This window comes from Achromobacter sp. NPDC058515 (genome assembly GCF_042721735.1).
Classification (GTDB): domain Bacteria; phylum Pseudomonadota; class Gammaproteobacteria; order Burkholderiales; family Burkholderiaceae_B; genus Achromobacter.
The window spans coordinates 220,377-246,160 of the sequence record NZ_JBHXNI010000004.1; the positions used below are offsets into that span (position 1 = coordinate 220,377).

The 25,784-nt window shown below is 65.5% G+C and carries 32 protein-coding genes and 1 tRNA gene; 13 read left to right on the forward strand and 20 right to left on the reverse strand.

All coding sequences use genetic code 11. From position 1 onward, the window contains the following. The first annotated feature begins 119 nt into the window (after positions 1-119). Positions 120-1,781 (forward strand): MFS transporter, encoded by a 1,662-nt coding sequence (locus tag ACFWP0_RS09730; RefSeq protein WP_377841865.1) that lies wholly within the window; start codon positions 120-122, stop codon positions 1,779-1,781. A gap of 403 nt (positions 1,782-2,184) precedes the next feature. Here the strand turns inward: ACFWP0_RS09730 and ACFWP0_RS09735 are convergent, their stop codons facing one another. Next, on the reverse strand, positions 2,185-2,394 hold the full coding sequence (locus ACFWP0_RS09735) for a hypothetical protein (RefSeq protein WP_377841558.1): 210 nt from the start codon (positions 2,392-2,394) through the stop codon (positions 2,185-2,187). A gap of 151 nt (positions 2,395-2,545) precedes the next feature. On the opposite strand from ACFWP0_RS09735, the gene ACFWP0_RS09740 reads away from it, so the two are divergent. Further along, positions 2,546-3,445 carry a recombination-associated protein RdgC gene (locus tag ACFWP0_RS09740; RefSeq protein ID WP_377841559.1) on the forward strand — a complete coding sequence of 300 codons (900 nt, stop codon included), beginning with the start codon at positions 2,546-2,548 and terminating at the stop codon, positions 3,443-3,445. Between the two features lie 55 nt (positions 3,446-3,500). Here ACFWP0_RS09740 and ACFWP0_RS09745 read toward each other — a convergent pair whose 3' ends face one another. From ACFWP0_RS09745 to ACFWP0_RS09765, 5 genes are all read right to left on the reverse strand, one after another. Then, positions 3,501-4,934, reverse strand: coding sequence for a diguanylate cyclase (locus ACFWP0_RS09745; RefSeq protein WP_377841561.1), 1,434 nt, complete (start codon positions 4,932-4,934; stop codon positions 3,501-3,503). 127 nt (positions 4,935-5,061) lie between these two features. Continuing rightward, positions 5,062-6,354 carry an aspartate carbamoyltransferase gene (locus ACFWP0_RS09750; RefSeq protein WP_377841562.1) on the reverse strand — a complete coding sequence of 431 codons (1,293 nt, stop codon included), beginning with the start codon at positions 6,352-6,354 and terminating at the stop codon, positions 5,062-5,064. A gap of 101 nt (positions 6,355-6,455) precedes the next feature. Then, positions 6,456-6,866 (reverse strand): hypothetical protein, encoded by a 411-nt coding sequence (locus tag ACFWP0_RS09755; RefSeq protein ID WP_377841564.1) that lies wholly within the window; start codon positions 6,864-6,866, stop codon positions 6,456-6,458. A gap of 3 nt (positions 6,867-6,869) precedes the next feature. Next, positions 6,870-7,301 carry a BPTD_2524 family lipoprotein gene (locus ACFWP0_RS09760; protein WP_377841565.1) on the reverse strand — a complete coding sequence of 144 codons (432 nt, stop codon included), beginning with the start codon at positions 7,299-7,301 and terminating at the stop codon, positions 6,870-6,872. 128 nt (positions 7,302-7,429) lie between these two features. Further along, positions 7,430-7,564: an entericidin A/B family lipoprotein gene (locus tag ACFWP0_RS09765; RefSeq protein ID WP_171663296.1), complete on the reverse strand. Its 135-nt coding sequence runs from the start codon at positions 7,562-7,564 to the stop codon at positions 7,430-7,432. Between the two features lie 185 nt (positions 7,565-7,749). On the opposite strand from ACFWP0_RS09765, the gene ACFWP0_RS09770 reads away from it, so the two are divergent. The 4 genes from ACFWP0_RS09770 (at position 7,750) to ACFWP0_RS09785 (ending at position 10,488) form a co-directional block, all read left to right on the forward strand. Continuing rightward, positions 7,750-8,388 (forward strand): glutathione S-transferase family protein, encoded by a 639-nt coding sequence (locus ACFWP0_RS09770; RefSeq protein ID WP_377841567.1) that lies wholly within the window; start codon positions 7,750-7,752, stop codon positions 8,386-8,388. A gap of 28 nt (positions 8,389-8,416) precedes the next feature. Continuing rightward, positions 8,417-9,457, forward strand: a complete 1,041-nt coding sequence (locus ACFWP0_RS09775) for an LLM class oxidoreductase (protein ID WP_377841569.1) — start codon at positions 8,417-8,419, stop codon at positions 9,455-9,457. A gap of 199 nt (positions 9,458-9,656) precedes the next feature. Further along, complete coding sequence (locus tag ACFWP0_RS09780; RefSeq protein ID WP_377841571.1) at positions 9,657-10,016, forward strand: hypothetical protein; 360 nt, start codon at positions 9,657-9,659, stop codon at positions 10,014-10,016. 67 nt (positions 10,017-10,083) lie between these two features. Beyond that, positions 10,084-10,488 (forward strand): hypothetical protein, encoded by a 405-nt coding sequence (locus tag ACFWP0_RS09785; RefSeq protein ID WP_377841572.1) that lies wholly within the window; start codon positions 10,084-10,086, stop codon positions 10,486-10,488. A 24-nt stretch (positions 10,489-10,512) separates the two neighbouring features. On the opposite strand, the gene ACFWP0_RS09790 is transcribed toward ACFWP0_RS09785, so the two are convergent. The 4 genes from ACFWP0_RS09790 to ACFWP0_RS09805 all read right to left on the reverse strand — a co-directional run bounded on the left by ACFWP0_RS09790 (position 10,513) and on the right by ACFWP0_RS09805 (position 13,040). Next, complete coding sequence (locus ACFWP0_RS09790) at positions 10,513-11,751, reverse strand: TIGR03862 family flavoprotein (protein WP_377841573.1); 1,239 nt, start codon at positions 11,749-11,751, stop codon at positions 10,513-10,515. A 238-nt stretch (positions 11,752-11,989) separates the two neighbouring features. Then, positions 11,990-12,334: a hypothetical protein gene (locus tag ACFWP0_RS09795; protein WP_377841575.1), complete on the reverse strand. Its 345-nt coding sequence runs from the start codon at positions 12,332-12,334 to the stop codon at positions 11,990-11,992. A 228-nt stretch (positions 12,335-12,562) separates the two neighbouring features. Continuing rightward, positions 12,563-12,639: transfer RNA gene (locus tag ACFWP0_RS09800), tRNA-Met, on the reverse strand. Between the two features lie 20 nt (positions 12,640-12,659). After that, positions 12,660-13,040, reverse strand: a complete 381-nt coding sequence (locus ACFWP0_RS09805; protein WP_377841576.1) for a hypothetical protein — start codon at positions 13,038-13,040, stop codon at positions 12,660-12,662. 169 nt (positions 13,041-13,209) lie between these two features. Here ACFWP0_RS09805 and ACFWP0_RS09810 point away from each other — a divergent pair, with 169 nt between their 5' ends. Together ACFWP0_RS09810 and ACFWP0_RS09815 are read left to right on the forward strand one after the other, a co-directional pair. Beyond that, positions 13,210-14,649: a PLP-dependent aminotransferase family protein gene (locus ACFWP0_RS09810; protein WP_377841578.1), complete on the forward strand. Its 1,440-nt coding sequence runs from the start codon at positions 13,210-13,212 to the stop codon at positions 14,647-14,649. Further along, positions 14,646-15,209: a DedA family protein gene (locus tag ACFWP0_RS09815; protein ID WP_377841579.1), complete on the forward strand. Its 564-nt coding sequence runs from the start codon at positions 14,646-14,648 to the stop codon at positions 15,207-15,209. The genes ACFWP0_RS09810 and ACFWP0_RS09815 overlap by 4 nt, the downstream gene beginning before the upstream one ends. A gap of 13 nt (positions 15,210-15,222) precedes the next feature. On the opposite strand, the gene ACFWP0_RS09820 is transcribed toward ACFWP0_RS09815, so the two are convergent. Together ACFWP0_RS09820 and ACFWP0_RS09825 are read right to left on the reverse strand one after the other, a co-directional pair. After that, positions 15,223-15,456 (reverse strand): hypothetical protein, encoded by a 234-nt coding sequence (locus ACFWP0_RS09820; RefSeq protein ID WP_377841581.1) that lies wholly within the window; start codon positions 15,454-15,456, stop codon positions 15,223-15,225. 225 nt (positions 15,457-15,681) lie between these two features. Continuing rightward, positions 15,682-15,927: a hypothetical protein gene (locus tag ACFWP0_RS09825; RefSeq protein ID WP_377841582.1), complete on the reverse strand. Its 246-nt coding sequence runs from the start codon at positions 15,925-15,927 to the stop codon at positions 15,682-15,684. 168 nt (positions 15,928-16,095) lie between these two features. Here ACFWP0_RS09825 and ACFWP0_RS09830 point away from each other — a divergent pair, with 168 nt between their 5' ends. The 5 genes from ACFWP0_RS09830 (at position 16,096) to ACFWP0_RS09850 (ending at position 19,838) form a co-directional block, all read left to right on the forward strand. Next, positions 16,096-16,701 carry a hypothetical protein gene (locus ACFWP0_RS09830; RefSeq protein WP_377841584.1) on the forward strand — a complete coding sequence of 202 codons (606 nt, stop codon included), beginning with the start codon at positions 16,096-16,098 and terminating at the stop codon, positions 16,699-16,701. A gap of 114 nt (positions 16,702-16,815) precedes the next feature. Further along, positions 16,816-17,274, forward strand: coding sequence for an Lrp/AsnC family transcriptional regulator (locus ACFWP0_RS09835; RefSeq protein WP_377841586.1), 459 nt, complete (start codon positions 16,816-16,818; stop codon positions 17,272-17,274). Positions 17,275-17,355: 81 nt separating this feature from the next. Next, positions 17,356-17,664 (forward strand): hypothetical protein, encoded by a 309-nt coding sequence (locus ACFWP0_RS09840; protein WP_377841588.1) that lies wholly within the window; start codon positions 17,356-17,358, stop codon positions 17,662-17,664. 75 nt (positions 17,665-17,739) lie between these two features. Further along, complete coding sequence (gene pdxA, locus ACFWP0_RS09845) at positions 17,740-18,720, forward strand: 4-hydroxythreonine-4-phosphate dehydrogenase PdxA (protein WP_377841589.1); 981 nt, start codon at positions 17,740-17,742, stop codon at positions 18,718-18,720. Positions 18,721-18,860: 140 nt separating this feature from the next. Beyond that, a complete protein-coding gene (locus tag ACFWP0_RS09850; RefSeq protein WP_377841591.1) occupies positions 18,861-19,838 on the forward strand; it encodes a bile acid:sodium symporter family protein in 978 nt (325 codons plus the stop codon). A 67-nt stretch (positions 19,839-19,905) separates the two neighbouring features. Here ACFWP0_RS09850 and ACFWP0_RS09855 read toward each other — a convergent pair whose 3' ends face one another. From ACFWP0_RS09855 to folE2, 8 genes are all read right to left on the reverse strand, one after another. Then, complete coding sequence (locus ACFWP0_RS09855) at positions 19,906-21,288, reverse strand: replicative DNA helicase (protein WP_057285020.1); 1,383 nt, start codon at positions 21,286-21,288, stop codon at positions 19,906-19,908. Next, complete coding sequence (locus ACFWP0_RS09860) at positions 21,285-22,124, reverse strand: hypothetical protein (RefSeq protein WP_377841592.1); 840 nt, start codon at positions 22,122-22,124, stop codon at positions 21,285-21,287. The genes ACFWP0_RS09855 and ACFWP0_RS09860 overlap by 4 nt, the downstream gene beginning before the upstream one ends. 128 nt (positions 22,125-22,252) lie before the next feature. Then, entirely contained in the window at positions 22,253-22,708 is a 456-nt protein-coding gene (gene rplI, locus ACFWP0_RS09865) for a 50S ribosomal protein L9 (RefSeq protein ID WP_377841593.1), read from the reverse strand. Positions 22,709-22,722: 14 nt separating this feature from the next. Then, the gene (gene rpsR / locus ACFWP0_RS09870) at positions 22,723-22,995 is read right to left on the reverse strand and encodes a 30S ribosomal protein S18 (protein ID WP_006218308.1); all 273 of its coding nucleotides are present in this window, start codon (positions 22,993-22,995) and stop codon (positions 22,723-22,725) included. A gap of 119 nt (positions 22,996-23,114) precedes the next feature. Next, positions 23,115-23,438 carry a primosomal replication protein N gene (gene priB, locus ACFWP0_RS09875; protein WP_377841595.1) on the reverse strand — a complete coding sequence of 108 codons (324 nt, stop codon included), beginning with the start codon at positions 23,436-23,438 and terminating at the stop codon, positions 23,115-23,117. 51 nt (positions 23,439-23,489) lie between these two features. Then, on the reverse strand, positions 23,490-23,864 hold the full coding sequence (gene rpsF, locus ACFWP0_RS09880; RefSeq protein ID WP_171663313.1) for a 30S ribosomal protein S6: 375 nt from the start codon (positions 23,862-23,864) through the stop codon (positions 23,490-23,492). A gap of 185 nt (positions 23,865-24,049) precedes the next feature. Beyond that, positions 24,050-24,973 carry a DUF817 domain-containing protein gene (locus tag ACFWP0_RS09885; RefSeq protein WP_377841597.1) on the reverse strand — a complete coding sequence of 308 codons (924 nt, stop codon included), beginning with the start codon at positions 24,971-24,973 and terminating at the stop codon, positions 24,050-24,052. 7 nt (positions 24,974-24,980) lie between these two features. After that, a complete protein-coding gene (gene folE2 / locus ACFWP0_RS09890) occupies positions 24,981-25,778 on the reverse strand; it encodes a GTP cyclohydrolase FolE2 (RefSeq protein ID WP_377841599.1) in 798 nt (265 codons plus the stop codon). Positions 25,779-25,784 lie beyond the last annotated feature (6 nt).

Sequence of the window (25,784 nt, forward strand, 5' to 3'; positions counted from 1 at the left end):
CTCGTCAGCCTCGGCCCCCAATGTGACGCTTAGCTCGATGTCGGTCTCGCCGGCGGAGGGTCAAGCACGGCGGAGAACCGCCGGCCAAAAAACGAGGAGACATCATGAGCACAACTACCATGGCAGGCCGCGGTCCATCCGCGGATCCGCGTCCGATGACCAAGGAGGAGCGCAAGGTCATCTTCGCGTCGTCGCTCGGCACGGTATTCGAGTGGTACGACTTTTATCTATATGGCTCGCTTGCGGCCATCATTGCCCAACACTTTTTCTCCGGCGTGAACCCGACCGCGGGCTTCATCTTCGCGCTGCTGGCCTTCGCGGCGGGCTTCGCGGTGCGGCCGTTCGGCGCGCTGGTGTTCGGCCGCCTGGGCGACCTGGTCGGACGCAAATACACCTTCCTGGTCACGATCGTGATCATGGGCCTTTCCACGTTCCTCGTGGGCATCCTGCCCAGCTACGCCAGCATCGGCCTGGCCGCGCCGGCCATCCTGATCGTCCTGCGCCTGCTGCAAGGCCTGGCGCTGGGCGGCGAGTACGGCGGCGCGGCGACCTACGTCGCCGAACACGCCCCGCACGGCCGCCGCGGCTTCTACACGTCCTGGATCCAGACCACCGCGACGCTGGGCCTGTTCTTGTCGCTGCTGGTCATCCTGGGCATCCGCACGTTCATGGGCGAAGACGAGTTCAAAGCCTGGGGATGGCGCATTCCGTTCCTGATCTCGGTGGTGCTGCTGGGCATCTCGGTGTGGATCCGCCTGCAACTGAACGAATCGCCCACCTTCAAGCGCATGAAGGAAGAAGGCAAGGGTTCGAAGGCGCCCATCGCTGAATCGTTCGGCCAATGGAAGAACCTGAAGGTCGTGATCCTGGCGCTGCTGGGCCTGACCGCCGGCCAGGCCGTCGTCTGGTACACCGGCCAGTTCTACGCCCTGTTCTTCCTGACGCAGACGCTGAAGGTCGACTCGAACACCGCCAACATCCTGATCGCCGTCGCGCTCCTGCTCGGCACGCCCTTCTTCGTGATCTTCGGCGCGCTGTCCGACAAGATCGGCCGCAAGCCCATCATCATGGCCGGCTGCCTGATCGCCGCGGCGACCTACTTCCCGATCTTCCAGGGCCTGACGCACTTCGCCAACCCGGCGCTGGAAAAGGCGCAAGCCACCGCCCCGGTCACCGTGATCGCCGATCCCGCCACCTGCTCGTTCCAGTTCAACCCCGTCGGCACGGCTGCGTTCACCAGCTCTTGCGACGTGGTGAAGTCGTTCATGGCCCGCAATTCGGTGAACTACACCAACCAGGCCGCCCCGGCGGGCTCGCTCGCCCGCGTCAAGATCGGCAACGACGAGTTCAATTCCTTCGACGGCAAGTCGATGGCCCCGGCCGACTTCAAGGCCAAGGCCGCCGAACTCGACAAGGCGCTGACCTCGGCGATCCGCAGCCACGGCTACCCCGCCAAGGCGGATCCGGCCCAGACCAACAATGTCATGGTGGTGGTGCTGCTGACGATCCTGGTTCTCTACGTGACCATGGTCTACGGCCCGATCGCCGCGATGCTGGTGGAAATGTTCCCGACGCGCATCCGCTACACGTCGATGAGCCTGCCGTACCACATCGGCAACGGCTGGTTCGGGGGCTTCCTGCCACCGGTCGCCTTCGCGGTCGTGGCAGCCACGGGCAACATCTACGACGGCCTGTGGTACCCGATCATCATTGCAGTCATGACCCTGGTCATCGGCACGCTGTTCGTGCGCGAATCCAAGGACAACGACATCAACGCCTGATAGACCATCCCCCGCCGGGCGGGACTGCTGCGCCTGCCCGGCCTTTCAAAAGCTCCTTATGGAGCTTTTTTTTGCGTGCCGCCACAACACGCGCGTTTGCCTTCATGTGTTCCGCAGATTCAGGACCATGTCAGACCTGCGCCATTAGACTGAGCGCTCAGATTACGGCCTTGCGCCAGATCGCCTGACGATTGATCCCCCTGTCCGGTGGTCGCAGGGCTAGTGTTCTGACACCGATACCGCGTTCCCCGCGAGCCTTTTATGACGCGGTATTGTGTGCTCCCGTACCGGCCCGGCCTTTATTGAGCCGGGCCGCTTTTTTTCGGGCGCGCAAATGCAAATGGCGACCGCAACGCGGCCGCCATCTTCATGCCACGCAACCGGCCGCAAGGGCCGGCGGCGTTCAGCGACGCATGCCCACGCCGATCGCGACCACGCCGGCCACGATTGCGGCAATGCCTGCCCAGGTCGGAATCGGCACCGACTTCTCCGTTTCGGCCGTCGCCTTCACGGAACCGATCTGCAGCACCGTCTCCTCGGACTTGTAGTTAAAGCCCTTGTACGCCAGGGCGGCAATGCCCAGGACGATCAGGATCGCGCCAATGATCTTCATGTTTTCTCTCCAATTCCACGTTGGTGCGCCGGACATTACCGGATAGCCCCGCCCGTGTCAGTGACAGAACGTGTCGCCTCGCGCTGCCGTATTGCAACACTTCGGCAAAGCCTTCCGCGTCGTATAGAATCTACCCTTTTGGCCGACGCTCATGTGGTTCAAGAATCTCAAGATTTACCGCCTCTCCTCGCCCTGGACTCTGACCGGCGAGCAGCTTGAAGAAACGCTGGCGCGGCACGCCTACCAAGCCGGCAACAACCTCGAAATGCAAAGCCTGGGCTGGGTCCCGCCGCGCGAAAACGGGGGCCTCGCCCACGTGGTCAATGGCCAGATCCTGCTGAGCCTGCGCGCCGAGAAGAAGCTCCTGCCCGGCACCGTCGTGAACCAGGTCGCCAAGGCGCGCGCCCAGGAGATCGAAGAGCAGCAAGGCTACAAGCCGGGCCGCAAGCAAATGAAGGAAATCAAGGAACGCGTCACGGACGAGCTCCTGCCGCGCGCCTTCAGCGTATATCGCGACACCCGCGTCTGGATCGACCCGCAGAACCATTGGCTGGTCATCGATGCAGCCGCCTCGGCCAAGGCCGACGAGGTCATCGGCCTGCTCGCCAAGTGCGTCGACCCGTTCCCGCTGGAAAACCTGTACGTGGCCCAGTCGCCCGCGTCGGCGATGACCGGCTGGCTGGCCGAAGACGAAGCCCCGGCCAACTTCAGCATCGACCAGGACACCGAGCTGCGGTCGTCCGGCGAAAGCGGCGCGGCCATCCGCTACGTCAAGCACTCCATCGATGCCGACGACGTGCGCCGCCATATCCAGTCCGGCAAGCAATGCACCCGCCTGGCGATGACCTGGGCGGACCGCGTGTCCTTTGTGCTGACCGAAGGCCTGGACGTCAAGCGCGTCGCGCCGCTGGACGTGCTGAAGGAAGGCAACGAAGGCATGGCCACGAACGACGACGAGAAGTTCGATTCCGACATGATGCTGATGACGGGCGAACTGGCCAAGATGATGGCCGAGCTGGTCGAAGCCCTGGGCGGCGAAAAGAAGGTGTAAGCCGCTCTCGCCGGCTTGCCGGAAAGAATCAGGCCGCCCCTCGGGGCGGCCTTTTTCATGCCGCGACGCTGCGGTCGCGGCCGGCCTGCTTGGCGCGGTATAGCGCCTTGTCGGCGCGATCGATCAGGTAGGCGTAGTCCGGGTGCCCGTCAAAGGTCGCCACCCCGATGCTGGCGGTGATGTTCAGCGCGCCAGCCTCGGCGATGTTGAAACGGTGCCGGCGGATTTCGGCCCCCAGCTTCTCGGCCGCGGCCAGCGCGGCCTCTTGCCCGGTGTCCACCAGCACCACCAGGAATTCCTCGCCGCCATAGCGGAAGACGAAATCGCTGGACCGGCACGCCTGGTGCACCACCTCGGCGAACTGGCGCAGCACCTGGTCGCCGCCCGAATGGCCATGCTCGTCGTTGATCGCCTTGAAGTGGTCGATGTCCAGCAACAGCACCGAAAAGTCGATGTGCTGACGCCGGGAAATCGAGATTTCGCGGCCGATCACGGACGGCAGGAAGCGCCGGTTCAGCACGTTCGTCAGCGGATCGCTGCCGCTCTCGATCTCGGCCACCATGTCGAACAGGCCATTGAGCAGATGCTTGATGCACGCCACCAGCTCCTGCAGTTCGCGAACCTGGTCCGGCAGCGAGTTCCGCTCTTGCGGATCGCACTGCATCATCCGGGGCAACACGGTGTCGTCCAGGCGTTCGACCGCTTCCGTGATCTGGCGCAGGGCCGGCGCGCTTTCGAACAGCACCCCGCCCTTGTGCTGCAGCCACAGGCCGAACTCGGAGGCGGCCAGGCGCGGCAGCGCCTGCTCGGGCGCCCGGTAGTGCAGCCCGATCAGCACGGCCTGGCTCCATTCCAGCAAGGCGGCGCGCTGGCGCTCGCGTTCGGTGGAAATGTTCTGCCCCAGCGCGAACAGGCGGTAGGCCTCGTCGTTGCGGGCGCCGCGGTTGACGTCGCGCATGAACGCGCGGCTCATCTGCTCGATCGCCAGATCGAACAGGTTGCATACGTATTGCGTCGCCACCGACGCGGCCGTGCCGTCCAGGTCGCTCGCGCGCAGGCGCTGGGCGATCTCGTTCTTCAGGACGCGGGCGCCGGCCATCACCAGATGGATCGGGATATGGACGCGGGCGTGCACTTCACCCACCTTCTTCTGCGTCGCCATCAAGGCGACGATGTCGCCCTGGTCGCGCACACAGAGCAGCCCCTTCAGCCAGCGCTTCATGCCGCTGTGCAGGCGGGTCGAAACGATCTCGTGGGACAGCCGCGGGCCGGCCTCGGCGTCGGCGAGCAAGGTGGAATAGAACGCGTCCACCAACTGCGTGGCGCTGTCGGCCACCACTGCGGCGACCTGGCCGCGCGTATAGGCGTCGACCGACTGATAGACCGCTTCCCAGGCTTGCGCGTTGGACGCGCTCAGGTAGCACGCTTGGCCGGATGCGGCATCGGCGCCGTCTGAGGAAGATGGAACACCACTACTGCTCGAAGACATAAGATCATCCGCCCAAGGACTGCATGGCTAGCCTCGAAAGCGGCGCGCCATAGAAAAAGCCAGCGCGGATTATGCTTGAAATCCCCCGGACAAGGCCGTCGCGACAGCCTTGTCCGGGGGGATGCCGTTACTCCAGGCCGTGGAAGACGGAATCGTCCGGCCCGACGTGAGACGGGTGCTGCCACGTCACGTCGCGCAGGGAATGCTGCACCAGGCCTTCCACGCCCAGCAGGACCGCGAAGATGGCCATGCGGATGGGAATGCCGTTGTCCGTCTGGCGGAAGATGGCCAGGCGCGGATCGTGGTTCAGGTCCACGCTCAGGTCGTTCGCGCCGGGGCGGCTGTCGCGCGGCAAGGGATGCATCACGATCGTCTCGGGGCTGCAGTAGGCGTCGATGATGGCGCGGCTGATCTGGAAGTCCGGCGTGTAGCCTTCGTTCTCTTCATTGGCGAAGCGCTCTTTTTGCACGCGCGTCGCGTAGATGACGTCGGCGCCGGCCAGGCCTTCGGCCAGCGAGGACTTCTGTTCAATGATGTTGCCGTTGCGGCTGGCCTGCTCGATGATGTAGGTCGGCATTTCCAGGCCCTTGGGCGACACCAGCGAGAACTTCACGTTCTTGTACAGCGCCATCAGCTTGATGAGCGAATGCACGGTGCGGCCGTACTTCAGGTCGCCGACCATGGCGATGTGGGCGCCGTCCAGCAATTTGCCCAGGCGCGAGAACTCGGTCAGGATCGTGTACAGGTCCAGCAAGGCCTGGCTGGGGTGTTCGCCCGGCCCGTCGCCGCCGTTGACCACGGGAATGTTCGTGGCGCGCGCGAATTCCGCGACCGAGCCCTGGTCCGGATGGCGGATCACCATCGCGTCCACGTAGCCGCTCATGACGCGGCTGGTGTCGTAGATGGATTCGCCCTTGGCCATGGACGAGAACGTGAAGCCGGTGGTGTCGCACACCGAGCCGCCCAGGCGGCAGAATGCGGAACCGAAGCTGACGCGGGTGCGGGTGCTTGCCTCGAAGAACAGGTTGCCCAGCACGGCGCCTTCCAGCACGCGCGACACTTTCTGGCGGCGCGCGATGGGCTGCATCATGTCAGCCACGCGGAACAGGTCTTCGACCGATTCGCGCGTGAACTGATCAACCGACAGCAGCTGATGCTTGCCTTCCACGGCGATGCGGTCGCGCAGCGGGCCATCTTGTACGCTCTGCGTATATTTTTCCAGCAAGACGCCGTTCTGCACGATTTCACTGACGAAACGCTGCACCACTTCCGGCATGGCGCGGAATTCCTGCGAACCCTCGGGCAACAGCCACGTATCCAGCGCCCGGCGCTTGACGCCGATGCGGGTGGCGAATACATCGCGGGTAAGGTTCAGGCGACGCATGGCGTCGCGCAGGAAGGCTTGCTGGGAAATGGTCATGACGGGCCCCGAGGAAGAGGTTTTATATACGCAGTGCGCATATTATTCCCAACGCTATTTCTAGTCCAACGATTTTGCGCACAAGGGTTTACCCGCAAACATCAGCGTTTTGCGTAGGAGGTCATTTGCGGAGGGTCGGAAACCGCCTGCCCCGCCGCCAGCCAGCAAGCCGCGCAGAAGGCCAGCGCGCTGAACAGATAGCAAAGCATCGCAAGCAATTGCGCTGGCCAGTGCCCACGGGTCAGGTGCCCGTTGTAGCCCTGGCGCAACAGGCTGACCTGCGCCAGGTAGGCAAACAGCAATCCCAGGCACGTCGCCAGCAGGCCCGCCAGAAGCAGGGCCAGGGGGATTTGCAGATCAGGGGCGGCGATATCGCCGCCCACGACACCCAGGGAAAAGCCCACGAGTATCAGGGCCGCCACGCCGTTGAGCCACCCCAGGAAGCGGAACGCCCCCGACAGCATCGAGAACGACATGCCGCTGGCGCGTATCTGCTGGGCCCGGGGATCCATGCGTCAACCGCCCTTGGCGCCGCGGCACACGGGCGTGGCGCTCTGGATGGACTGGCGCGCCGCAGCGATCTCCGCCTCGTCCCAGCGCCCTTCGCCCAGCACGGTCACGGTGACCTTGGACTTGGCCGGGCCGTCGGCCTCGGCGGAAATCAGCTCCAGCACCGTGGCGGGCTCGCCCACCTTGAAGACCTGGATCTCGTCGGGCGCACCCTTCTCGCCTATCGTGTGGCGCCAGGCATACGAGACCCCGTAGGCATGCTGCACAATCACATGGCACGTCCGGACATATTCGCCGGCCCGCCGAAAGGCCGCCTGGTAGTTCGTGTCGACGCTGAAGGTGTCCTTCTTCACCGACTCCGACTCATAGACGCCCTTGCTCGCGCAGCCGGCCAACAGGGCCGCCAACGTTACACCCACCCATACTGACTTGCGCATGATTCTTCCCGCCATTGGTATTCGGACTTCCGCGATTATGCCAGCGGCCACAAAAAGGCCACGCCGGAAATGCCGGAACATTTCTCGCGTGGCCTTGAGCCGTCAGCGCGGCAGCGGAGCGTGGCGGCCTATTTCTTTTCCGCGGCGCCCTCGATCTTTTCCCCGCCACGCTGGATGTCCTTCCCAGCCCCTGCAACAGTATTGCAGCCCGCCGAAAGCGCGGCGATCGAAAGCAACATGACGAGAAAGACTCTGTTCTTCATAAACATCTCCTGTCTGGGCGTGGGAACCGAAGCCAGCATAACGCAAAGCCCGCGATTTGCGCAGGGGCGGCCCAGGCTTTAGAAAAACTATCGCCAAGGGGAAGGAATGATCGTTTTACGGGCATGCGGGCCGGCCCCAGGATAGCGCCAGGCATCGCACCGCACACCGCTCATCCCTTGTCCCCATGACCACAGACCCCACCCTGCATCTCTACACCGACAGCTCGCCCAATGGCTTCAAGATCACCATCGCGCTGGAAGAACTGGGCCTGCCCTACACGCTGCACCATGTCCGCATCGACGCGGGCGAACACCGCCTGCCCGGCTTCCTGAAGCTCAATCCCCATGGCCGGATCCCCGTTCTGGTGGATGCCGACGCCGGCATCACCCTGTTTGAATCGGCGGCGATCCTGTTGTACCTGGCCGAGAAAACGGGCCGCCTCTTGGCCGCCGCGCCCGCGGCCCGCTGGGATGCCATCCTCTGGCTGATGTTCCACACTTCCAGCATGGGCCCCCTGCTGGGCCAGCGCGTCCACTACGAGTGCTTCGCCCCCGAGCCGCACGCGCCGTCCATCGAGCGGTACCGCCGCCTGAGCGCGGACATATTCGCCACGCTGGACGCCCGCCTGTCGGAGCGCCCCTGGCTGGCGGGCGATGAGTACTCGATCGCGGACATCGCCACCTATGGCTGGATGCACATCGCACGGATCATCGATTTCGACTTCAGCGGCTACCGCCACCTGAGCGCCTGGCATCAGCGCGCCAGCCTGCGCCCCGCCGTCCAGCGCGGCATCGCCCTGCCCCAGCCCGCCACCGGCCCCTGACCGGCCGCCACCACAAGCAAAGACCGCCATGACTGAAACCCTCGCCACGCCCCGCCCCCTCGCCGGCGCGTCCGCCCCCGCCTTCGCCTCCCATCCCGGCTACCGCCGCATGTTCGCGCCAAACGCGCTGACGGTGGGCATCTTCCTGCCCTTGCGCTTCTACCAGGGCGACATGGCCGTACTGGCCGGCCAGGCCGATGCCGTGGCCGACATCGACCGCCGGGGCTTTGCCGCGGTCTGGGTCCGGGACGTTCCGCTCTTCGACCCCCGCTTCGGCGACGCTGGCCAGGTGTTCGATCCGTTCACATACCTGGCCTACCTTGCCGCGCGCACGCAACGCGTGGCGCTGGCGACCGGCAGCGCCATCTTCTCCTTGCGCCATCCGATCGACCTGGCCAAGGCCTCGGCCACGATCGACCAGCTATCGGGCGGCCGGCTAGTGCTGGGCGTCGCCTCGGGCGACCGGCCGGCGGAGTTCCCGGCCTATGGCATGCAGCACGAAGCCCGCGGCGAGCGGTTCGCGCAGTCCGTCGCGATGTTCCGACAGTTGATGCAGGCGGACCACGGCGCCATCGAGTCGCCGCTTGGCCGGATTGCCGGTCCGCAGTTCCTGCCCAAGCCAGCCGCCGGGGCCGTGCCGCTGCTGGTCACCGGGTCCTGCCGCCAGACCCTGCAATGGGTGGGCGAACATGCGGACGGCTGGCTGAGCTACCCCGATTCCGCCCACACCAGCGAGGGCCCGCGCCGGCTGGCGCAGAAGATACGGGCCTGGCGCGACCTGATCCCCGACGCGGGATTCCGCCCTCACGCCACCAATGAATGGCTGGATCTGAGCGCGGACCCGGACCTGCCGCGCACGCCGATGCAGGGCGGCTTCGTGCTGCGCACCGGCCGCAAGGGGCTGCTGGACTTGCTGGGCGAATGGAAGGAGGCCGGCGTGAACCACGCGGCGCTGGGCATCCAGTTCTCGCAGCGGCCGGTGGCCGAAGTCATCCAGGAACTGGCCGAGGAAGTCCTGCCTCATTTTCCTTCGCATGAGGGGCCTACCGCTTTCGCCGCAAACTGGTAAATCCTGACCGGCGCGTGACTGGCCGGCCACCTTCGCCTTGTAACCGTCCGCGGGCGGTGCGCCGCTTTGGCGGCTGCGCCATGGTCCAAGGGGTTGTAACAACGCCAAAGAGGAACCGTCACCACCCTTACGGACCGGTGACATTTCCTGCGCGTCCGAGCCTGTCGCGTATTTGCCGGCAATGGATTAGGATGCGCAAATGACCAAGAAACATGTTTCGCAAAACGCTGGCGCCGGCCCTCAGGGCTGGGGCTGGGAACAACCGCAATGTCGCGGACAGGCCGCTTTGGCGCTGTTCATCGACGATCTGCATCGAATTTTGCAGGCCCACGCCGCCGGCAAGCTGGCGGACAGCAGCACCCTGGCCGACGCGCAGGAGCACGTGAATGAACTGCTCGCCAGATACAACGAAATCGGCGCGGCGCCGGATATTTTCCTTGGGCAATCGGTCGAACTCAAAGAGGGTGTAGACCGCAGCGGCGTATCGCATACCGTACCTATTTTTTCGCCGCGCCTGAAACAATCGCTGGTGTCGATGCTGGGTCAAGGCCCCGGTTGACACACCCGCCAGCCGCGACGATTCGCGGCCAGGATCGACCAGTACAGCCCTCACAGGAGACCACATAATGAACACGGACAATGTCGTAGAGTTTCTCCGGTTGCTGTCGCTGGACGTCTCGCTGGGCACCGCCGCCCAGCACGCCGCGAGCCAAGCGGATGCGCCTCTGGCCCTGGCCCGCCTGGCCACGGCGCACGGCTTGCCTTGTAACGCCTCGGACTGGTCCTTCTTTGCCCGCAACTGCCTCGATGCCACGGATGTCGTCGACGGCGACGCCGGCGCCGCCAGCCCCACGATCTGGCAACTGGTGCAAGATCCCGCGCATGGCACCGCCATTCCCGCCAGCGCCATTACCCGCGTGATCGGCATCATCACGCAACCCGAAGGCGGCCCGCCCGTCGTGGGCCATGTCGTCGGCGACCTGGCCCCGCGCGCGCCGCTGGGCATGGCGTCCTATCCCCCGGCCTCCTGACGCCCCGCCCCCGATCCGGCCGCCTCAGGGCTGGCCGTCAAGAAAATCCATGACTCCGGTAGCGGCAACCACGCCGCTCGCCATGCATGCGGTCAGCAGGTAGCCGCCTGTCGGCGCCTCCCAATCCAGCATCTCGCCCGCACAGAAGACGCCCGCCGCGGCGCTCAGCATCAGCCCGCCCGTCAGCCCGTTAAAAGACACCCCGCCCGCCGTGCTGATCGCTTCATCGATCGGACGCGTGCGCGCCAGCGTCAGCGGCAGGGCCTTGATCCGCAGCCCCAGCCGGGCCGGATCCCGGAAATCGTCCGCCGAGGCGCATTCGCGCAGCAAGCCTGCCTTGACCCCGGTCAGGCCCAGCCGGCTCTGCAAATGGCTGGACATGGAGCGCGCGCCGCGCGGATGCGTCACCGCCGCCATGACTTTGTCCTGCGGCCAGTCGGGCGCCAGGTCCAGCATGGCGAGGGCCTGGCCCTTGGCATCGATCTGGTCCCGCAGCGGCGCCGACAGCGCATAGACCAGGCTGCCTTCGATGCCGGTTTCCGAAATGACGAACTCGCCTTGCCTGGCCAGGCTGCCGCATGCCATGGACACGGACTTGACCGGCTGGCCCGCGAAACGCTCGCGGAAGTGATCGGACCAGGCAACATCGAAACCGCAGTTGGCGGGCCGCAGCGGCGCCACCTCGATGCCGCGCGACTGCAGGCCCGCTGCCCAGGCGCCGTCCGACCCCAGCTTGGCCCAACTGCCTCCGCCCAAGGCCAGCACGACGGCATCGGCCGCATGGTCCTTCTCGCCGTCCGGCGTATCAAAGCGCAGCGCGCTCGCGGTGGCTGGCCCGCCGGCAGGCCAACCCAGCCAGCGGTGCCGCATATGGAAACGCACGCCGCTTGCGCGCAACCTGGCCAGCCAGGCCCGCAGCAAGGGCGCCGCCTTCATTTCCTGCGGAAACACGCGGCCCGAGGAGCCGATGAAGGTCTGGATGCCCAACTGATGCGCCCAGTCCCGCAAGCCGGCGGCATCCAGCGCCTGGAGCCAGGGCGCAATCTGCGCGGCGCGCGCGCCGTAGCGCGCCAGGAAAGGGGCGGCGGCCTCGCTATGCGTCAGGTTCAACCCGCCGCGGCCCGCCATCAGGAACTTGCGGCCGACGGATGGCATGGCGTCGAACACATCAACCTGCACGCCCCGCGCGCTCAGCCTTTCCGCGGCCATCAGGCCGGCCGGCCCGCCGCCTATGACGGCGACCCGCTTGGCGGACAGGCTCATGGCGCCGCCGCCGTCATGACAACACGAGGGATGGGCAAGACAGAATGCATGTAAGGCAAATGAACTGGGGATGGGGAGGCGGCCCGCTGGGCCTCAAGGGGGGAGATTGTCGCAAAAAAAGCCTGGCGCCGGCCATTTCTTGACCGCAGGCGCCAAGCCTTTGTTATTACGGGACAAATCGGACATGCGCAGAGGCTATCCCAAGGCTTGTCCACAGTCCTTGTGGGTAACTTTCGCCTCAGGCGTTGCCCGCCGCCTGCATCGGGCCGGACCAGGGCTCGGCATCCAGCTGGAAGCGAAGCTCCTGGTATTCGCCGTCGACCGAGACGGAACGCAGCAGCCCGGCGTCCAGCGCCTGTCCCAGCGCGCGGCGGCACAGGGTTTCCGGATCGTCGGGCAGGGACTGGAACACGCCGTCCGGTATGCGCAAGCGCAGCAAGGCCTGGGGGTCGCCGCGCTCGGCCGGGCGGCCGATGTGGATGTGGGCGGGATAGCCGTGGGGGCACCAGATGCCGACGTGGTACTTGCCTTCAGCGCCAGTGTCGGCGACATAGCCGGGATGATCGTATTTTGCTGTACCCATGGACCCTCCTCGTGTGCGGCGAACTAGCGCGCGTGCCCCATGGTAGCTCAGGGTGGCAGCCCTGTGCGGCCAGGCATACTCGGGAAACTCCGGACTGGAGCAATGGTTTGACCCAGGGCAAGGACGGACGAAAAAAAGCCGCGACAGCGTCGCGGCTTTTTTTAGGAGGGACCATGCGAAGACACGTTCTTGAACGCGCCGCCGGAAGATCCGGGTCCTGCTTGAAACTGGTTGCGGGGGCAGGATTTGAACCTACGACCTTCGGGTTATGAGCCCGACGAGCTGCCAGACTGCTCCACCCCGCGTCTGATGTGTGAATCATACCTCATTTTGAAATCTTGTGCAGCGCACCTACGCTGTTATTTCGGTTTTTCGCCAAAATTCTTTGAAAAAAGCCGGTCGCCTGGAGAAAAATGCGGCTGGCCGGCCCAGAGACATCCAGGCAAATCACTTGGGCGGCGCCGATCGCCGTCAGGCGCACGGCGCCGCCGTAAGCCAGCCCATGGGCCTCGCCCGCGTTGACCCTTACGGATACGGCGCAATGCAGGCCCCCTGCGGCTTCGGGGCCATTTGCCAATTCTTCGACGCGCACGCTGCCGTCGGTGCAGACCACCGTGGCGCCGGCGCGCAGGGCAAGCAGCCTGCTGGCGCCGGAAGGGATTTCCATGCGGCGCGCCGGCGTGTCGGGGGCGGTGTGTGTGGCCATGATCATCTCCAATCGGACAATGACAGGCTACGCGCGCCCTGCTTTGCGCAACAGCCACACAACTTGCCTTTCTGTACCGATGCAGAGACTCGATTTTGACGCTGTTATGGTGTACTTTGCGTGAATCTGTGCCTACCCTCACACCAACCTAGGGGAGCATGATCGGCGCATGGACCCGCAACCGCTGTACCTCCGCCTGGCCAATCACTACCGGCGCGCCATCCAGACCGGCGTGCTGGCTCCCGCCCAGCGCATGCCCTCCGTGCGCACCCTGGTGCGCACCCACCACGTCAGCCTGTCGACCGCGCTGCAAGCCTGCCGCCAGCTGGAAGACGACGGACTGATCGAAGCCCGCCCCCGGTCGGGGTACTTCGTTCTCAAGCCCCGGCGCAACAGCATCCCTCCCGTCGGCGAACCGGACATCCGCCAGACACTGGGCGCGGCGCAATACGTAGGCATCCATGACCGCGTGTCGGACTTCATCGCGAAGTGCGAAGCGCATCCGGTCAGCGCCAACTTCGCGCTGGCCGCGGCCGTGCCGCAAGCCTATCCGATGGAAGAGCTCAAACAGGCGATGACGCGCGCGCTGCGCCAGTCCCCGCAGGTGCTGGTCAGTCCGGTGCCGCCGCAGGGCCATCCGGAACTTCGCGGCGTGCTGGCGCGCCGGGCGCTGGCCAACGGCATCAACGCCACGCCCGACGATGTCATCGTCACGCACGGCTGCATCGAGGCCCTGAACCTGGCGCTGCGCGCCGTCGCCCGGCCCGGCGACACCATCGCGGTCGAATCGCCCACCTATTTCGGCCTGCTGCAAATCCTGGAAAGCCTGGGCATGCGGGCGCTCGAGATTCCCACCAGCCCCCAGCACGGCCTGTCGATCGAAGCCCTGGACCTTGCCTTCCAGACGCACGGCAATATCCGGGCCGTGGTCGTCGTGCCCAACTTCCATAACCCGCTCGGGTGCGTCATGCCCGATGCGGAAAAAGCCCGGCTCGTGGCGCTGTGCGAACGCCAGCAGGTGCCGCTGATCGAAGACGACACCTACGGCGCGCTCACCGACGACGACACGCCGCTGGCCGCGGCCAAGTCCTGGGACGCGACCGGCAACGTCATCTATTGCTCGTCGATGCACAAGACGCTGGCGCCCGGCATGCGGCTGGGCTGGCTGCTGGGTGGCCGCTGGAAAGCGCGCATCGCCATGCTGAAGTTCGCGCAAAGCCGGCCCAACGAACCGCTGGCGCAGATCGCGGTGGCGGAGTTCATGGGCTCGCGCGCCTATGACCGTCACCTGGCGCGCTTGCGCAGGCAACTGAAGACCCAGCGCGACCAGACCGCTGAGGCGATCGCCGCGCACTTTCCGCGGGGCACGCGCCTGAGCATGCCGCAGGGCGGCATGCTGCTATGGGTGGAAATGCCTGACGGCCGCTCGGGCCTCGATGTCTTCGAGACCGCGCTGCGGCAAGGCATACGGGTCGCGCCCGGCGCCATGTTCTCGAACGGCGCGCGCTTTAACCACTTCCTGCGCATCAGCTGCGGACAACGCACCACGCCCGAGATCTCGCGGGCGCTGCTGACGCTGGCGCGCATCGTGGACGAGCGGCCCGGATGAATCAGGAACTGCATCAATTCATCGTCGACTACGGCCTGTGGGCCGTGTTCGGCGGCACCTTGCTGGAAGGCGAAAGCGTGGTGGTGTTCGCCGGCTTCCTGGCGCACCAGCGGCTGCTGCACCTGCCGTCCGTGATGCTGGCCGCATTCGCCGGCTCGTTCGTGGCGGACCAGGCGCTGTTCTACCTGGGCCGGCGCTACCGCGAACATCGCTTCATCCAGCGCATCTGCGAGAAGCCCGCCTTCGGAAAGGCGCTGTCCGCCATCGACCGCCATCCGCACGGCTTCATCCTGGCATTGCGGTTCCTGTATGGCCTGCGCACCGTCGGCCCCGTCGCGCTGGGCGTCTCGCGCGTGTCGCCGCTGCGGTTCCTGGTGCTCAACGCGATCGCCGCCGCCATCTGGGCGGTGTGTTTCAGCCTGCTGGGCCATGCCTTCGGGCGAACCATCGAATCGATGCTTGGACGCCTGCACGGCGTGGAAACCAAGCTGGCGGTGGCCGCCGTCCTCGGGGTTGTCATCTGGCTGGCGTACCGCCTGTACGCCAGGTATCGGAGATAGCCTGGCGCCCCTGTCAGAACACCAGCTTGCCGCTGGCCCGCAGCACATGGCGGCGCCGCGCCTTGCGGTACAGGCCGCCGATGAACGGCAGCAGCGCCAGGCGGCGCAGGATGGGATGGCGCTGATCGAAGTCGTGCCAGGCCTTGAAGCCATGCCCCATGCGCTCCCAGCTCTCGCGCGCCTCGGGAGAAAGTTTGCCGGGGTCGAACGCCGCCAGCTTTGCCGCTTCCGAAACGCGGGCCGACATCGCTCCGCTCCGGTACTCCAATGAATACTGATTCCGCATGGGGCCGCATATTACCCGGCTTGACCATCGCGTGCCGGGCCGGTGGAAAACCGCGCCGGCGAGCGCAATTGGAGCCACCTTTGACCGCTGCGGGCAAGCCTTTGTAATTAAAGGAATTTGGGGATCTATGCCCGCGCTATCCCAAGGCTTGTCCACAGAAGTTGTGGGTAACTCCGCCGCTGCGCATTACTTCAGGGCGCCCGCGACCATGTCGCGCACACTCTCGAAACCGGCCACGTATTGCGGATTCTCCGAGCGCGCCAGCAGGCTGGAATAGTTCTGTTCGAGCTGCGCTTCGATCGCTTCGCGCAAGCCCGGCGAGCCCTTCACCAGATGCAGCATCGACAGCAGCGTCGAATTCAGCGCGTCGATACGGCCGCCCTGGTGCGAGATGGTGTGCACGATGACGGCGATTTGTTCCTGAATGTCCATGATGAAAGCCTCCTGGCAATGAAAGTCGGCGCAAATCCTAGCATGGCGTCTCCGGCCGGGCGCTAGGCAAGCGGCACGCGGCGCGCTAGCATGAAGCGTAGCCGCAAGGGCAACGCGGCGCACGCCGCCGGCCCCGTCCCAGGCGTCCGGCGCAACCGGAGCGCGCTCATGAAGACGATCCAGAACTATGCCCCGCCGGACGCCCAGTCCTTGCAGCGATTGCAGGACAGGCTGGGATACAGCGACGCCCGCATGGCGGAGCTGGCCGGACTGGACGCGGCCACCCCGTGGCCCAGCTATGTGGGCGGCCCGGAACCCCGATCCCTGGGCCGGCAGCGGCTCTTCTACATGATGGCCCGGCTGACCCTGGATGAACGCGAATGGCAGCGCGTGCTGACCGCCATGCGCGAGGTCGGCGCGCACCTCGATTACGAGGATCCCCAGGCGTCCGTCGCGCCGCCCGCGCCCGAACCCATGGCCGACGAAGAGCGCAAGTTCGGAATGCTGCTGGTCAGCCGCAACGGCTCCTTCCACGAAATGGAGCAGCTGCGCGAGTTCGCGCATTTCGCGCATGAAGCCGGCGTCAGCCGTTTCGTGCATACCGCGTTCTACGACAGCGACATCGATCTGTGCCGCTTCAACTTCGCCGACCATGACGGCCTGGACGACGCCAGCCGCGACCGCATCTTCGACGCCGCGCACAAGACCATCACGCGCTTCGAGTTCGACGGGCGCATCTATCGCGGCGGCATTCCGCCGGAGTCGGACGGCTAGGGCCCGCGCACCCTGAAAATGGCCTCGCCCCCGCAGCGCCGCATTGACGCGGGCGGGCCCGCGCCTGTACCGTCGGCAATCCCGCCATCCCGCTTTAACGCCATCGCCCACCGCATGAACGAACGACTCGACGCCATCGACCGGCAACTGCTCAGCCTGCTGCAGGCCAACGCGCGCGAACCCGCCGCCATCCTGGCGCGCAAGCTCGGCCTGGCCCGCACCACCGTGGTGGCGCGCATCGCCAGGCTGGAGCGCGAGAGCATCGTGTCCGGCTATGGCGTGCGCCTGGGCCGCCTGCTGGAAGAGGCGGCGGTGCGCGCCTATTGCTTCATCAGCGTGCTGCCCAAGACGCCCGCCGCGGTGATCCGTGAACTGGAAAGAATGCCCGAGGTCGAGGAAGTCTCTTCGGTCAGCGGGCCATACGACTACCTCATTTTCCTGCGCTGCGAGACCCACGAACAGCTCGACGGGCTGCTGGACCGCATCGGCTTGATCGATGGCGTCAAGCAGACGCAAACTTCGATCGTGCTCAGCCGCAAGGTCGACCGCCGCGGCGCCGTCGCCGCGCCCTGAAGGATCTTGCCCCGACGGCCGCCTTTCCTCCCCGCATGACATGGTGGTGTAATGGAACCTGTCGCGAATCCTGGATCCTTCATGCTTGCACGCCTTGCCCCTGCCGCCGCCTTCCTCTCCCTGCTGGCCGCCTGTTCCAGCATGAGCGAAGTCACGTCCGTCGACAAGAACACCTACAGCGTCACCTACAGCTCCGGCACGCAGCTGCTGACCTGGGTGGAACTCAAGAACCAGACGCTGCAGCGCGCCGAGCAATACTGCGAGTCTCTCGGCCGCAAACTGCAAAAGCCGAAAGTCACGTCCAACCATGCCACCGGCCTGGGATCCAAGCGCGCCACGGTCACCTTCGAATGCGGCGCCGTCGAGCCGCCCAAGGGCGCCGCCAAGTAAAGCCGCGGCCCGCTGCCGGAGGCGCACCCGATCGGGTGTAGCATTATCGGCATCGCCATCTCTATTGCACGCATCGTGAACACTCTTCTGCCCGTGGGTATCACCATGGGCGATGCCGCCGGCATCGGCCCCGAGATCGTCGTCAAGGCTTACGCGCAAGGGCTGAACGCGCCCTGTGTGGTGTACGGAGACGCCGGCGCGCTGCGCCGCGCCGCGGCCCAGCTCGGCGCGCGCCTGGAGGTGGTCGAGGTCCCCGGCATCGGCCATGCCCGTCCGGACGCCGGCCGCATCAATGTCATCGCTTGCGGCCCCGCCCTGCCCGCCGACCTGCCCGCCGGGCAGATCAGCGCGGCCGCGGGACGCGGCGCCTATGACTACGTCTGCGCCGCGATCGACGATGCGCAGGCCGGCCGGATCCGGGCGATCGTCACGGCCCCGCTGAACAAGAAGTCCATGCACGAGGCCGGCATCGACTATCCCGGCCATACCGAGATCCTGGCCGAACGGTCCGCCACGCAGGACTTCGCGATGATGCTCGCCAACGACGAGCTGCGCGTGCTGCTGGTGACCATCCACGTGGCGCTCGCGGACGTCATTGCCCGCATCACGCCCGAGGCCGAGCTCACCGCGATGCGGCTGGCGGACCGCGCCTGCCGGCAGATGGGCATTGCGCGGCCGCGCGTGGCGGTCGCGGGCCTGAATCCGCACGCGGGCGAAGGCGGCAAGTTCGGCCGCGAAGACATCGACATCATCGAACCGGCGATCGCCGCCGCGCGCGCCGAAGGCATCGACGCCAGCGGCCCCTGGCCCGGCGACACCATCTTCATGCGCGCCCGCCGCGGCGAGTTCGACATCGTCGTGGCCCAGTACCACGACCAGGGCCTGATCCCGGTCAAGTACCTGGGGCTGGACCATGGCGTGAACGTGACGGTCGGGCTGCCCTTCGTGCGCACCAGCGTCGACCACGGCACCGCTTTCGACATCGCCGGCAAGGGCGTGGCCGACCAGGCCTCCCTGGTTGCGGCGTTCGACCTGGCGCTGGCGATGACGCCTTGAGGGCGGCAGGCCCCGCGCCTGCCTCACCGCGCGGACACTGACGTCCGCCTGCGCGGGACCATCCCGCCCCCGGGTCTACAATACGCCCCGTTTCCGGCGCGCATCGCGCGCCGCCGCTTTCTGTCAGCCCTCCATCCCCCATGTCCCGTCTTGTCCGACTCCTGCCCGACCGCTTCACCCTTTATCTGATCTGCACCGTCATCATCGCCAGCATCGTGCCCGCGCACGGGCAAGGCGTGGTGGTATTCGGCTGGATCACCAACGTGGCCGTCGGCCTCCTGTTCTTTCTGCATGGGGCGCGCCTGTCCCGCGAGGCCATCATCGCCGGCCTGACGCACTGGAAGCTGCACCTGACGATCTTCTCCGCCACGTTCCTGATGTTCCCGCTGCTGGGCCTGGCGCTCAAGCCCGTGCTGGAACCGCTGGTCACCCCCGAGCTCTATCTCGGCATCCTGTTCCTGTGCTGCCTGCCGGCGACCGTGCAATCGGCCATCGCCTTCACGTCCATGGCGCGCGGCAACGTGCCCGCTGCCGTGTGCAGCGCATCGGCCTCCAGCCTGCTGGGCATCTTCCTGACCCCGCTGCTGGTCGGCACCGTCGTGGCCAATGCGGGCAGCGCGCCGATTTCCTTCGACGCCGTCGGCAAGATCATGCTCCAGCTGCTGCTGCCGTTCGTGCTGGGCCAGTTCGCGCGCCGCTGGATCGGCGCCTGGGTGCACAAGCGCAAGGCCATGCTGAAGTTCGTCGACCAGGGCTCGATCCTGCTGGTGGTCTACACGGCCTTCTCCGAAGCCATCAACGAGGGCCTGTGGAGTTCGACCCCGATCCCCGCGCTGCTCGGCCTGGTGGTCTGCTGCGCCGTCATCCTGGCGCTGGCGCTGGGCCTGTCCGCATTGGCCGGCCGCATGTTCGGCTTCAGCATGGAAGACCGCATCACCCTGCTCTTCTGTGGCTCCAAGAAGAGCCTGGCCAGCGGCATCCCGATGGCCCAGGTGCTGTTTGCCGGGCACGCCGTGGGCGCGATCGTCCTGCCCCTGATGCTGTTCCACCAGATCCAGCTGATGGTCTGCGGCGTGCTCGCGGCGCGCTTCGGCAAGCGGCCCGAGGCCGACGCCTGAGCCTGGCGTCCAATAGAAAAAACCGCGTTCTCGGACGCGGTTTTTTTTCGGCCGGAACAGACGGCGGTCAGTACATGTCGGGCCTTTGCGCGCCCGAGAAGTTCAGGAAGCGCGTGCTCGAACCCTGGAACGTCAGTCGCACGGTGCCGATAGGACCGTTACGCTGCTTGCCGATGATGATCTCGGCGGTGCCCTTGTCCGGCGAATCGGGGTTGTAGACCTCGTCGCGGTAGATGAACAGGATCACGTCGGCGTCTTGTTCGATGGCGCCCGATTCGCGCAGGTCGCTCATCACGGGGCGCTTGTTGGGGCGCTGCTCCAGGCTTCGGTTCAGCTGCGACAGCGCGATCAGCGGGCAATTCAGCTCCTTGGCCAGACCCTTGAGCGAGCGGCTGATTTCCGACACTTCGGTGGCGCGGTTCTCACCGGAACCGTTGCCCGACATGAGCTGCAGGTAGTCGATGATGATCAGGCCAAGCTGGCCGCACTGGCGCGCCAGGCGGCGCGTGCGGGCGCGCACTTCCATGGGGCTGAGCGCGGGCGTTTCGTCGATGTAGACCTGCGCATCCTGCATGAGCTGCACGGCGTGCGTCACGCGGGGCCAGTCTTCGGCGATCAGCTTGCCCGTGCGCATGCGGTGCTGGTCCAGCAGGCCGACCGAACCCAGCATACGCATCGCCAATTGCACGGCGCCCATTTCCATGGAGAACACCGCCACCGGCAGGCCCTGTTCGATGGCCACGTGTTCGCCGATGTTCATCGAGAACGAGGTCTTGCCCATGGACGGGCGGCCGGCCACGATGATCAGGTCGCCGCCGTGCATGCCCGAGGTCATCTTGTCCAGGTCCGCGAAACCGGTGGGCACGCCGGTCACGTCCGAACTGCCTTCGCGGTGATAGAGTTCGTCGATGCGTTCGACCACCTGCGTGAGCAGCGGCTGGATCTCCTGGAAGCCCGCGGCGCCGCGCGAGCCCTCCTGGGCGATCTGGAAGACCTTGGATTCGGCCTCGTCGAGCAGCTGGCGGGCTTCCTTGCCCTGTGGATTCAACGCGGCCGAGGAGATCTCGTCGGCGATCGACACCAGCTTGCGCAGCATGGCGCGCTCGCGCACGATTTCGCCATAGCGCCGGATGTTGGCGGCCGACGGCGTGTTGTGCGCCAGGGCGTTCAGATAGGCCAGGCCGCCCGCGTCCTCGGCCTTGCCGGCGCTGATCAGGGATTCATTGACCGTGATCACGTCCGCGGGACGCGCCAGCCCGATCAGGCGGGCAATGTGGTGCCAGATCAACCGGTGATCGTGGCGGTAGAAGTCTTCTTCCACCAGGACGTCGGCAATACGGTCCCACGCGGTGTTGTCCAGCAGCAGGCCGCCCAGAACCGACTGCTCCGCCTCGATGGAATGGGGGGGAACGCGAAGGTATTCAAGCTGGGAATCGGCGGGTGTGTTCATGACTTCAATAGTAACGGCTGCAGGATATCCGCGACGCGGAAAAACCCCTGGACATCGCGCGAGGGGAAACGGCTCAGCACGGGGCGCAGGGGCGTCGCGATACCGCAGAGGACGCGCGCCAGGCGCGTCAGGCGGGCTTTGACTTCGGGGTCGGGGTTGCACTCGAGGTAAACCTCGAGCGCCAGTTTACCCAGCGTTGCGGCATCGTCGTCCGGCAATTTACGCAAAGACACCAGCGAGGCCAGCAGCTGGAACAGATCGTAGGCCTGCGCCAGCGGCCGGGACAGCGTGGCGCCGATGTTCTCTTCGAAGTCGATGCGCCACATCTCGCCGTCCTGCAGCGTGACGTTGCGGATCTGCGCGCCGCCATGCCACATGCCGCGGGCATGAAAGGCGGCCAGGTCGGTGGCGGCCGCGCGCGTGAGCCACAGGCGCGAGGTCAGGTCCTCCTTGCGGATCAGGTCGGCCAGGTCCCGGCCCACGTACTCCAGGACGAGCAGGCCCTGCTCCTGCCACCACACTTCCGGCACGCGGCAGCCGGCTTCCAGCAATTGCGTCAACCGCCGCCCCTCGTGGGCAAGGCCGTTGCGCAAGAGCACGCCGGGCCGCGGAAACTCGCCCAGGAAGATCTTGCAGCCGGCGCCCAGGAACAAGGCGCGGACGTAGCGCAGCGCATAGCTCAAGCCCCGGCCAAAACCAGGCCGGCGGCGCTTGATGATGCAACGGACGCCATCTATCGTCACATCCCGCACCGCGGGTTCACGCGATGCGTCCACGTTGTCGAGCCAGGCGCGCAGGCCGGGCGGCGCATTGTGATGAACGGGCGGATGAGTCAAGAGGTCCTCTGAAAGCAACAGCGTAAGGCCTGGGCCGTGCCGCCCGGATGACGGCACGCACGGCGCCGTTGGGCGAAAAGAAAAAAAGCCGGCGCGCGGGCCGGCTTCTTTTTACCGCAGGTACCGGCTTAGGACAGTTCGCCTTCGACCAGGACCGTGACGTCAACCACGACGTCAGCGTGCAGAGCGACCTGGACCGGGAACTCGCCAACAGCCTTCAGCTGGCCGTTGGGCAGACGCACCTGGGCCTTTTCGACGCCTTCGAAGGAAGCCTTCTTCAGGCCATCGGCGATGTCGGCATTGGTGACCGAACCGAACAGGCGGCCGTCGACGCCGGCCTTCTGGACGATCTTCAGCTGGTAGCCGTTCATGCGCTCGCCCAGGGCTTGGGCAGCGGCCAGCTTCTCGGCCTGGGCCTTTTCCAGTTCGGCGCGGCGGGCTTCGAATTCCTTCAGGGCGGCGTCGGTTGCGCGACGCGCCTTCTTCTGGGGAATCAGGAAGTTGCGGGCGTAGCCATCGCGCACGCGCACGACTTCACCCAGGTTGCCCAGGTTGACGACTTTTTCGAGCAGAATAACTTGCATTTCAGTGCCCCGGATTAGTTGTGGTTGTCGGTGTAAGGCAACAGGGCCAGGAAGCGCGCGCGCTTGATGGCGGTGTCCAGCTGGCGCTGGTAGATTGCCTTGGTGCCGGTCAGGCGAGCCGGGATGATCTTGCCGTTTTCTTGCACGAAGTCGCGCAGGGTGTCCAGATCCTTGTAGTCGATCTCTTCGACGCCGGCTGCGGTAAAGCGGCAGAACTTACGACGCTTGAAAAGCGGGTTCTGCTGCGTGAATTTGCGTTTTTCTTTGCGTTTTCCGAAGAAAGCCATGATATGTGCCTCTATGTTTGAGGGGATCGGTTCCACCCGGGTTTTTCAAAAGCCGGGCCCAATTCCCCATAACCTATCCGTATTCAGAAGGCGCTCTCGCACCTATGGACTCATTCCCTTCAAGCCACCTGCGGATCGCGTCCTGCGCTGCCGCTGACCTTGCGCGCCTGCTGCAAATGCAGCTTGATCTTCACCGAGTCCTTGCGGGCGGGAGCCAAAAACCCCTGCACCAGCAATTCAGACCCTAAAGCGGTGTTTCTCAACAGCAACGCCAGATCGCCCAATGCCACGGCGGTGATCGTCAATTCGACACGGCGCGGGTGGCCGGCTTCGATGATCTCCGACTCGTGAGCCAGCAGCATTTCCAGCGCTGGCAGTCCGGCGGGAGTGTGGCGCAAAGGCTCGCATTCGAGAACGCGGGCGCTGAGTTCCAGCTTATTCATCCTGCCAGGCACCGAGGGGACTTCATGGGATGAGCTCTGCGTGAGCCCAGCTTACTCGGGCTGAACCGCGACAGCTTCCGCCGAAGCCTTACGGGCTTCTTCGCGCTCGACCGACTTCATCATGATCGAGGGCGTGGTCTGGGCCTTCTTGGTCTTGATGACCAGGTGGCGCAGAACGGCGTCGTTGTAGCGGAACGAGTGTTCCAGCTCATCCAGCGTGGCTTGGCCGCACTCGATGTTCAGGCAGACGTAGTGAGCCTTGACGAGCTTCTGGATCGGGTAGGCCAGTTGGCGGCGACCCCAGTCTTCCAGGCGGTGGATCGAGCCGCCTTGGCCCGTGACCAGCGCTTGGTAACGCTCGACCATGGCGGGCACTTGCTCGCTTTGGTCGGGGTGAACGATAAACACTACTTCGTAGTGACGCATGAGTAAAACTCCTTGAGGATGTCTCGCTGGCCGACCGTCTTGCACCCGCGCTTTCCATCATGGGTGGATTTACTGCTTTGACGATCGCCGCAAGGGGCAGCCCGCTGCCCAAAAACCATGGGCGGTCGAGCAAGAAAGCCCTCGATTATCACCGATTGATGAGGGACACGCAAGTTGAAGTAGCGTTATGAAATAAGGGACGCGTTACTCGCCGCCGCCGGACCCACCGCCCGAGGCAGATCCGCAACATCGATTTCCCGCGGCCGGTTGACCATGCTGACCATCGCGTAGCTGATGATCATCAGCAGAAACCAGGAGCCCAGCTTCGCCAGGGACACCAGCTGCCAGGCCTGCGCCTGGCTCGGATAGCGCCAGGCGTTGGCAAAGGTGCCGATGTTCTCGGCGAACCAGATGAAGAGCGCCACCAGCACGAAACCCAGCAGGAGAGGCATGCGGCGATAGACGCGCCAGATGCGGAAGTACACCCAGGTGCGGGCAAACAGCACTGCCGTCAGCGCGAACAGCGCCCACCGAAAATCCACGATGTAGTGGTGCGTGAAGAAGTTCAGGTAGATCAGCGCCGACAGCGCCGCCGTGGCGGCAAGCGGCGGATGCGCGCGAAAGCGGAAATCGAACAGCCGCCACACGCGCGCCAGGTAGCTGCCCACGGCCGCGTACATGAAGCCCGTGAACAGCGGCACCCCGCCGATCCGAAGCACGCTGGCCTCGGGGTAGATCCACGAGCCGGCCGCGGTCTTGAACAGCTCCATGCAGGTGCCCACCACATGGAACATCAGGATCACGCGGGCCTCGCTCCAGGTTTCCATGCGCAGCGCCAGCAGCATGGCCTGGATGCCGAGCGCGGCCAGGGTCAGGAAGTCATATCGGGCGAGGACGGCGTCCTTGGGATACCACCAGTAGGAGCCCAGCAGCAGCGCGCACATCAGCCCGCCGAACAGGCAGGCCCATGCCTGCTTTACGCCGAAACGGAAGAACTCGTACAGGGCGAGGCCAAAACGGCCGCGGCCGGCCAGATTGCTGGCCAGCCGCGATTCCCAATCTTGCAGCCCCGCGATGAGCGGCCAGTCATTGGCCGCCGGATGGCCCACGGAAGGCTCAGCCTTCCACGACGGCGTAGGCCGAGTGATTGTGGATGGACTCGAAGTTCTCGGCCTCGACGCGGTAGCGGGCGATGCCGGGATGCGCGTTCAGGCGGGCGGCCACATCGCGCACCAGGTCTTCGACAAACTTGGGGTTGTCGTAGGCGCGTTCCGTGACGTACTTCTCGTCGGGGCGCTTCAAGAGGCCCCACAGTTCGCACGAACCTTCTTCCTCGATCAGGCGGATGACGCCATCCATGCCGATGTCGTCGCTGAGGATGGCCGAAACCGTGACGTGCGAGCGCTGGTTGTGCGCGCCGTACTCGGAAATGGCCTTGGAACACGGACAGAGGCTGGTGACGGGCACCTGCACGACCAGTTCGAATTCAACGCCATCGTCCTGGGCGCGGGCGATCCACTGGACTTCGTAGTCCAGCAGGCTTTGCACGCCGGAGATCGGGGCGGACTTGTTGATGAAGTACGGGAACGAGGCGGTGATGTCGCCGCGCTCCGCATGCAGCAGCGGCAGCATGTCGGCAGCCATGGCGCGGAACAGCGTGGGCGTCATGGGGGTGCTGCGGTACTTTTCCAGCAGGGCCACGAAGCGGGACATGTGCGTCCCCTTTTCTTCGGCCGGCAGCGCCACGGTCAGCGTCCAGTTGGCCACGGTGCCTTGGGGCGAACCATCGCCGCTTTCGATCAGCATGGGGTGGCGCACGCCACGGATGCCCACGCGCTGAATCGGAATGTGCCGGGTGTCCGCCGAACTCTGGACGTCGGGCATCACGATGGCGGGGTCGATCGGAGAATTCATTTCGGC

What these genes read in the sequence shown, in the direction of transcription:
- ACFWP0_RS09730 (WP_377841865.1), top strand. Translation starts at nt 120, where the DNA reads ATGGCAGGCCGCGGTCCATCCGCGGATCCGCGTCCGATGACCAAGGAG.
- ACFWP0_RS09735 (WP_377841558.1), bottom strand. Translation starts at nt 2,394, where the DNA reads ATGAAGATCATTGGCGCGATCCTGATCGTCCTGGGCATTGCCGCCCTG.
- ACFWP0_RS09740 (WP_377841559.1), top strand. Translation starts at nt 2,546, where the DNA reads ATGTGGTTCAAGAATCTCAAGATTTACCGCCTCTCCTCGCCCTGGACT.
- ACFWP0_RS09745 (WP_377841561.1), bottom strand. Translation starts at nt 4,934, where the DNA reads ATGTCTTCGAGCAGTAGTGGTGTTCCATCTTCCTCAGACGGCGCCGAT.
- ACFWP0_RS09750 (WP_377841562.1), bottom strand. Translation starts at nt 6,354, where the DNA reads ATGACCATTTCCCAGCAAGCCTTCCTGCGCGACGCCATGCGTCGCCTG.
- ACFWP0_RS09755 (WP_377841564.1), bottom strand. Translation starts at nt 6,866, where the DNA reads ATGGATCCCCGGGCCCAGCAGATACGCGCCAGCGGCATGTCGTTCTCG.
- ACFWP0_RS09760 (WP_377841565.1), bottom strand. Translation starts at nt 7,301, where the DNA reads ATGCGCAAGTCAGTATGGGTGGGTGTAACGTTGGCGGCCCTGTTGGCC.
- ACFWP0_RS09765 (WP_171663296.1), bottom strand. Translation starts at nt 7,564, where the DNA reads ATGAAGAACAGAGTCTTTCTCGTCATGTTGCTTTCGATCGCCGCGCTT.
- ACFWP0_RS09770 (WP_377841567.1), top strand. Translation starts at nt 7,750, where the DNA reads ATGACCACAGACCCCACCCTGCATCTCTACACCGACAGCTCGCCCAAT.
- ACFWP0_RS09775 (WP_377841569.1), top strand. Translation starts at nt 8,417, where the DNA reads ATGACTGAAACCCTCGCCACGCCCCGCCCCCTCGCCGGCGCGTCCGCC.
- ACFWP0_RS09780 (WP_377841571.1), top strand. Translation starts at nt 9,657, where the DNA reads ATGACCAAGAAACATGTTTCGCAAAACGCTGGCGCCGGCCCTCAGGGC.
- ACFWP0_RS09785 (WP_377841572.1), top strand. Translation starts at nt 10,084, where the DNA reads ATGAACACGGACAATGTCGTAGAGTTTCTCCGGTTGCTGTCGCTGGAC.
- ACFWP0_RS09790 (WP_377841573.1), bottom strand. Translation starts at nt 11,751, where the DNA reads ATGAGCCTGTCCGCCAAGCGGGTCGCCGTCATAGGCGGCGGGCCGGCC.
- ACFWP0_RS09795 (WP_377841575.1), bottom strand. Translation starts at nt 12,334, where the DNA reads ATGGGTACAGCAAAATACGATCATCCCGGCTATGTCGCCGACACTGGC.
- ACFWP0_RS09805 (WP_377841576.1), bottom strand. Translation starts at nt 13,040, where the DNA reads ATGGCCACACACACCGCCCCCGACACGCCGGCGCGCCGCATGGAAATC.
- ACFWP0_RS09810 (WP_377841578.1), top strand. Translation starts at nt 13,210, where the DNA reads ATGGACCCGCAACCGCTGTACCTCCGCCTGGCCAATCACTACCGGCGC.
- ACFWP0_RS09815 (WP_377841579.1), top strand. Translation starts at nt 14,646, where the DNA reads ATGAATCAGGAACTGCATCAATTCATCGTCGACTACGGCCTGTGGGCC.
- ACFWP0_RS09820 (WP_377841581.1), bottom strand. Translation starts at nt 15,456, where the DNA reads ATGTCGGCCCGCGTTTCGGAAGCGGCAAAGCTGGCGGCGTTCGACCCC.
- ACFWP0_RS09825 (WP_377841582.1), bottom strand. Translation starts at nt 15,927, where the DNA reads ATGGACATTCAGGAACAAATCGCCGTCATCGTGCACACCATCTCGCAC.
- ACFWP0_RS09830 (WP_377841584.1), top strand. Translation starts at nt 16,096, where the DNA reads ATGAAGACGATCCAGAACTATGCCCCGCCGGACGCCCAGTCCTTGCAG.
- ACFWP0_RS09835 (WP_377841586.1), top strand. Translation starts at nt 16,816, where the DNA reads ATGAACGAACGACTCGACGCCATCGACCGGCAACTGCTCAGCCTGCTG.
- ACFWP0_RS09840 (WP_377841588.1), top strand. Translation starts at nt 17,356, where the DNA reads ATGCTTGCACGCCTTGCCCCTGCCGCCGCCTTCCTCTCCCTGCTGGCC.
- ACFWP0_RS09850 (WP_377841591.1), top strand. Translation starts at nt 18,861, where the DNA reads ATGTCCCGTCTTGTCCGACTCCTGCCCGACCGCTTCACCCTTTATCTG.
- ACFWP0_RS09855 (WP_057285020.1), bottom strand. Translation starts at nt 21,288, where the DNA reads ATGAACACACCCGCCGATTCCCAGCTTGAATACCTTCGCGTTCCCCCC.
- rplI (WP_377841593.1), bottom strand. Translation starts at nt 22,708, where the DNA reads ATGCAAGTTATTCTGCTCGAAAAAGTCGTCAACCTGGGCAACCTGGGT.
- rpsR (WP_006218308.1), bottom strand. Translation starts at nt 22,995, where the DNA reads ATGGCTTTCTTCGGAAAACGCAAAGAAAAACGCAAATTCACGCAGCAG.
- priB (WP_377841595.1), bottom strand. Translation starts at nt 23,438, where the DNA reads ATGAATAAGCTGGAACTCAGCGCCCGCGTTCTCGAATGCGAGCCTTTG.
- rpsF (WP_171663313.1), bottom strand. Translation starts at nt 23,864, where the DNA reads ATGCGTCACTACGAAGTAGTGTTTATCGTTCACCCCGACCAAAGCGAG.
- folE2 (WP_377841599.1), bottom strand. Translation starts at nt 25,778, where the DNA reads ATGAATTCTCCGATCGACCCCGCCATCGTGATGCCCGACGTCCAGAGT.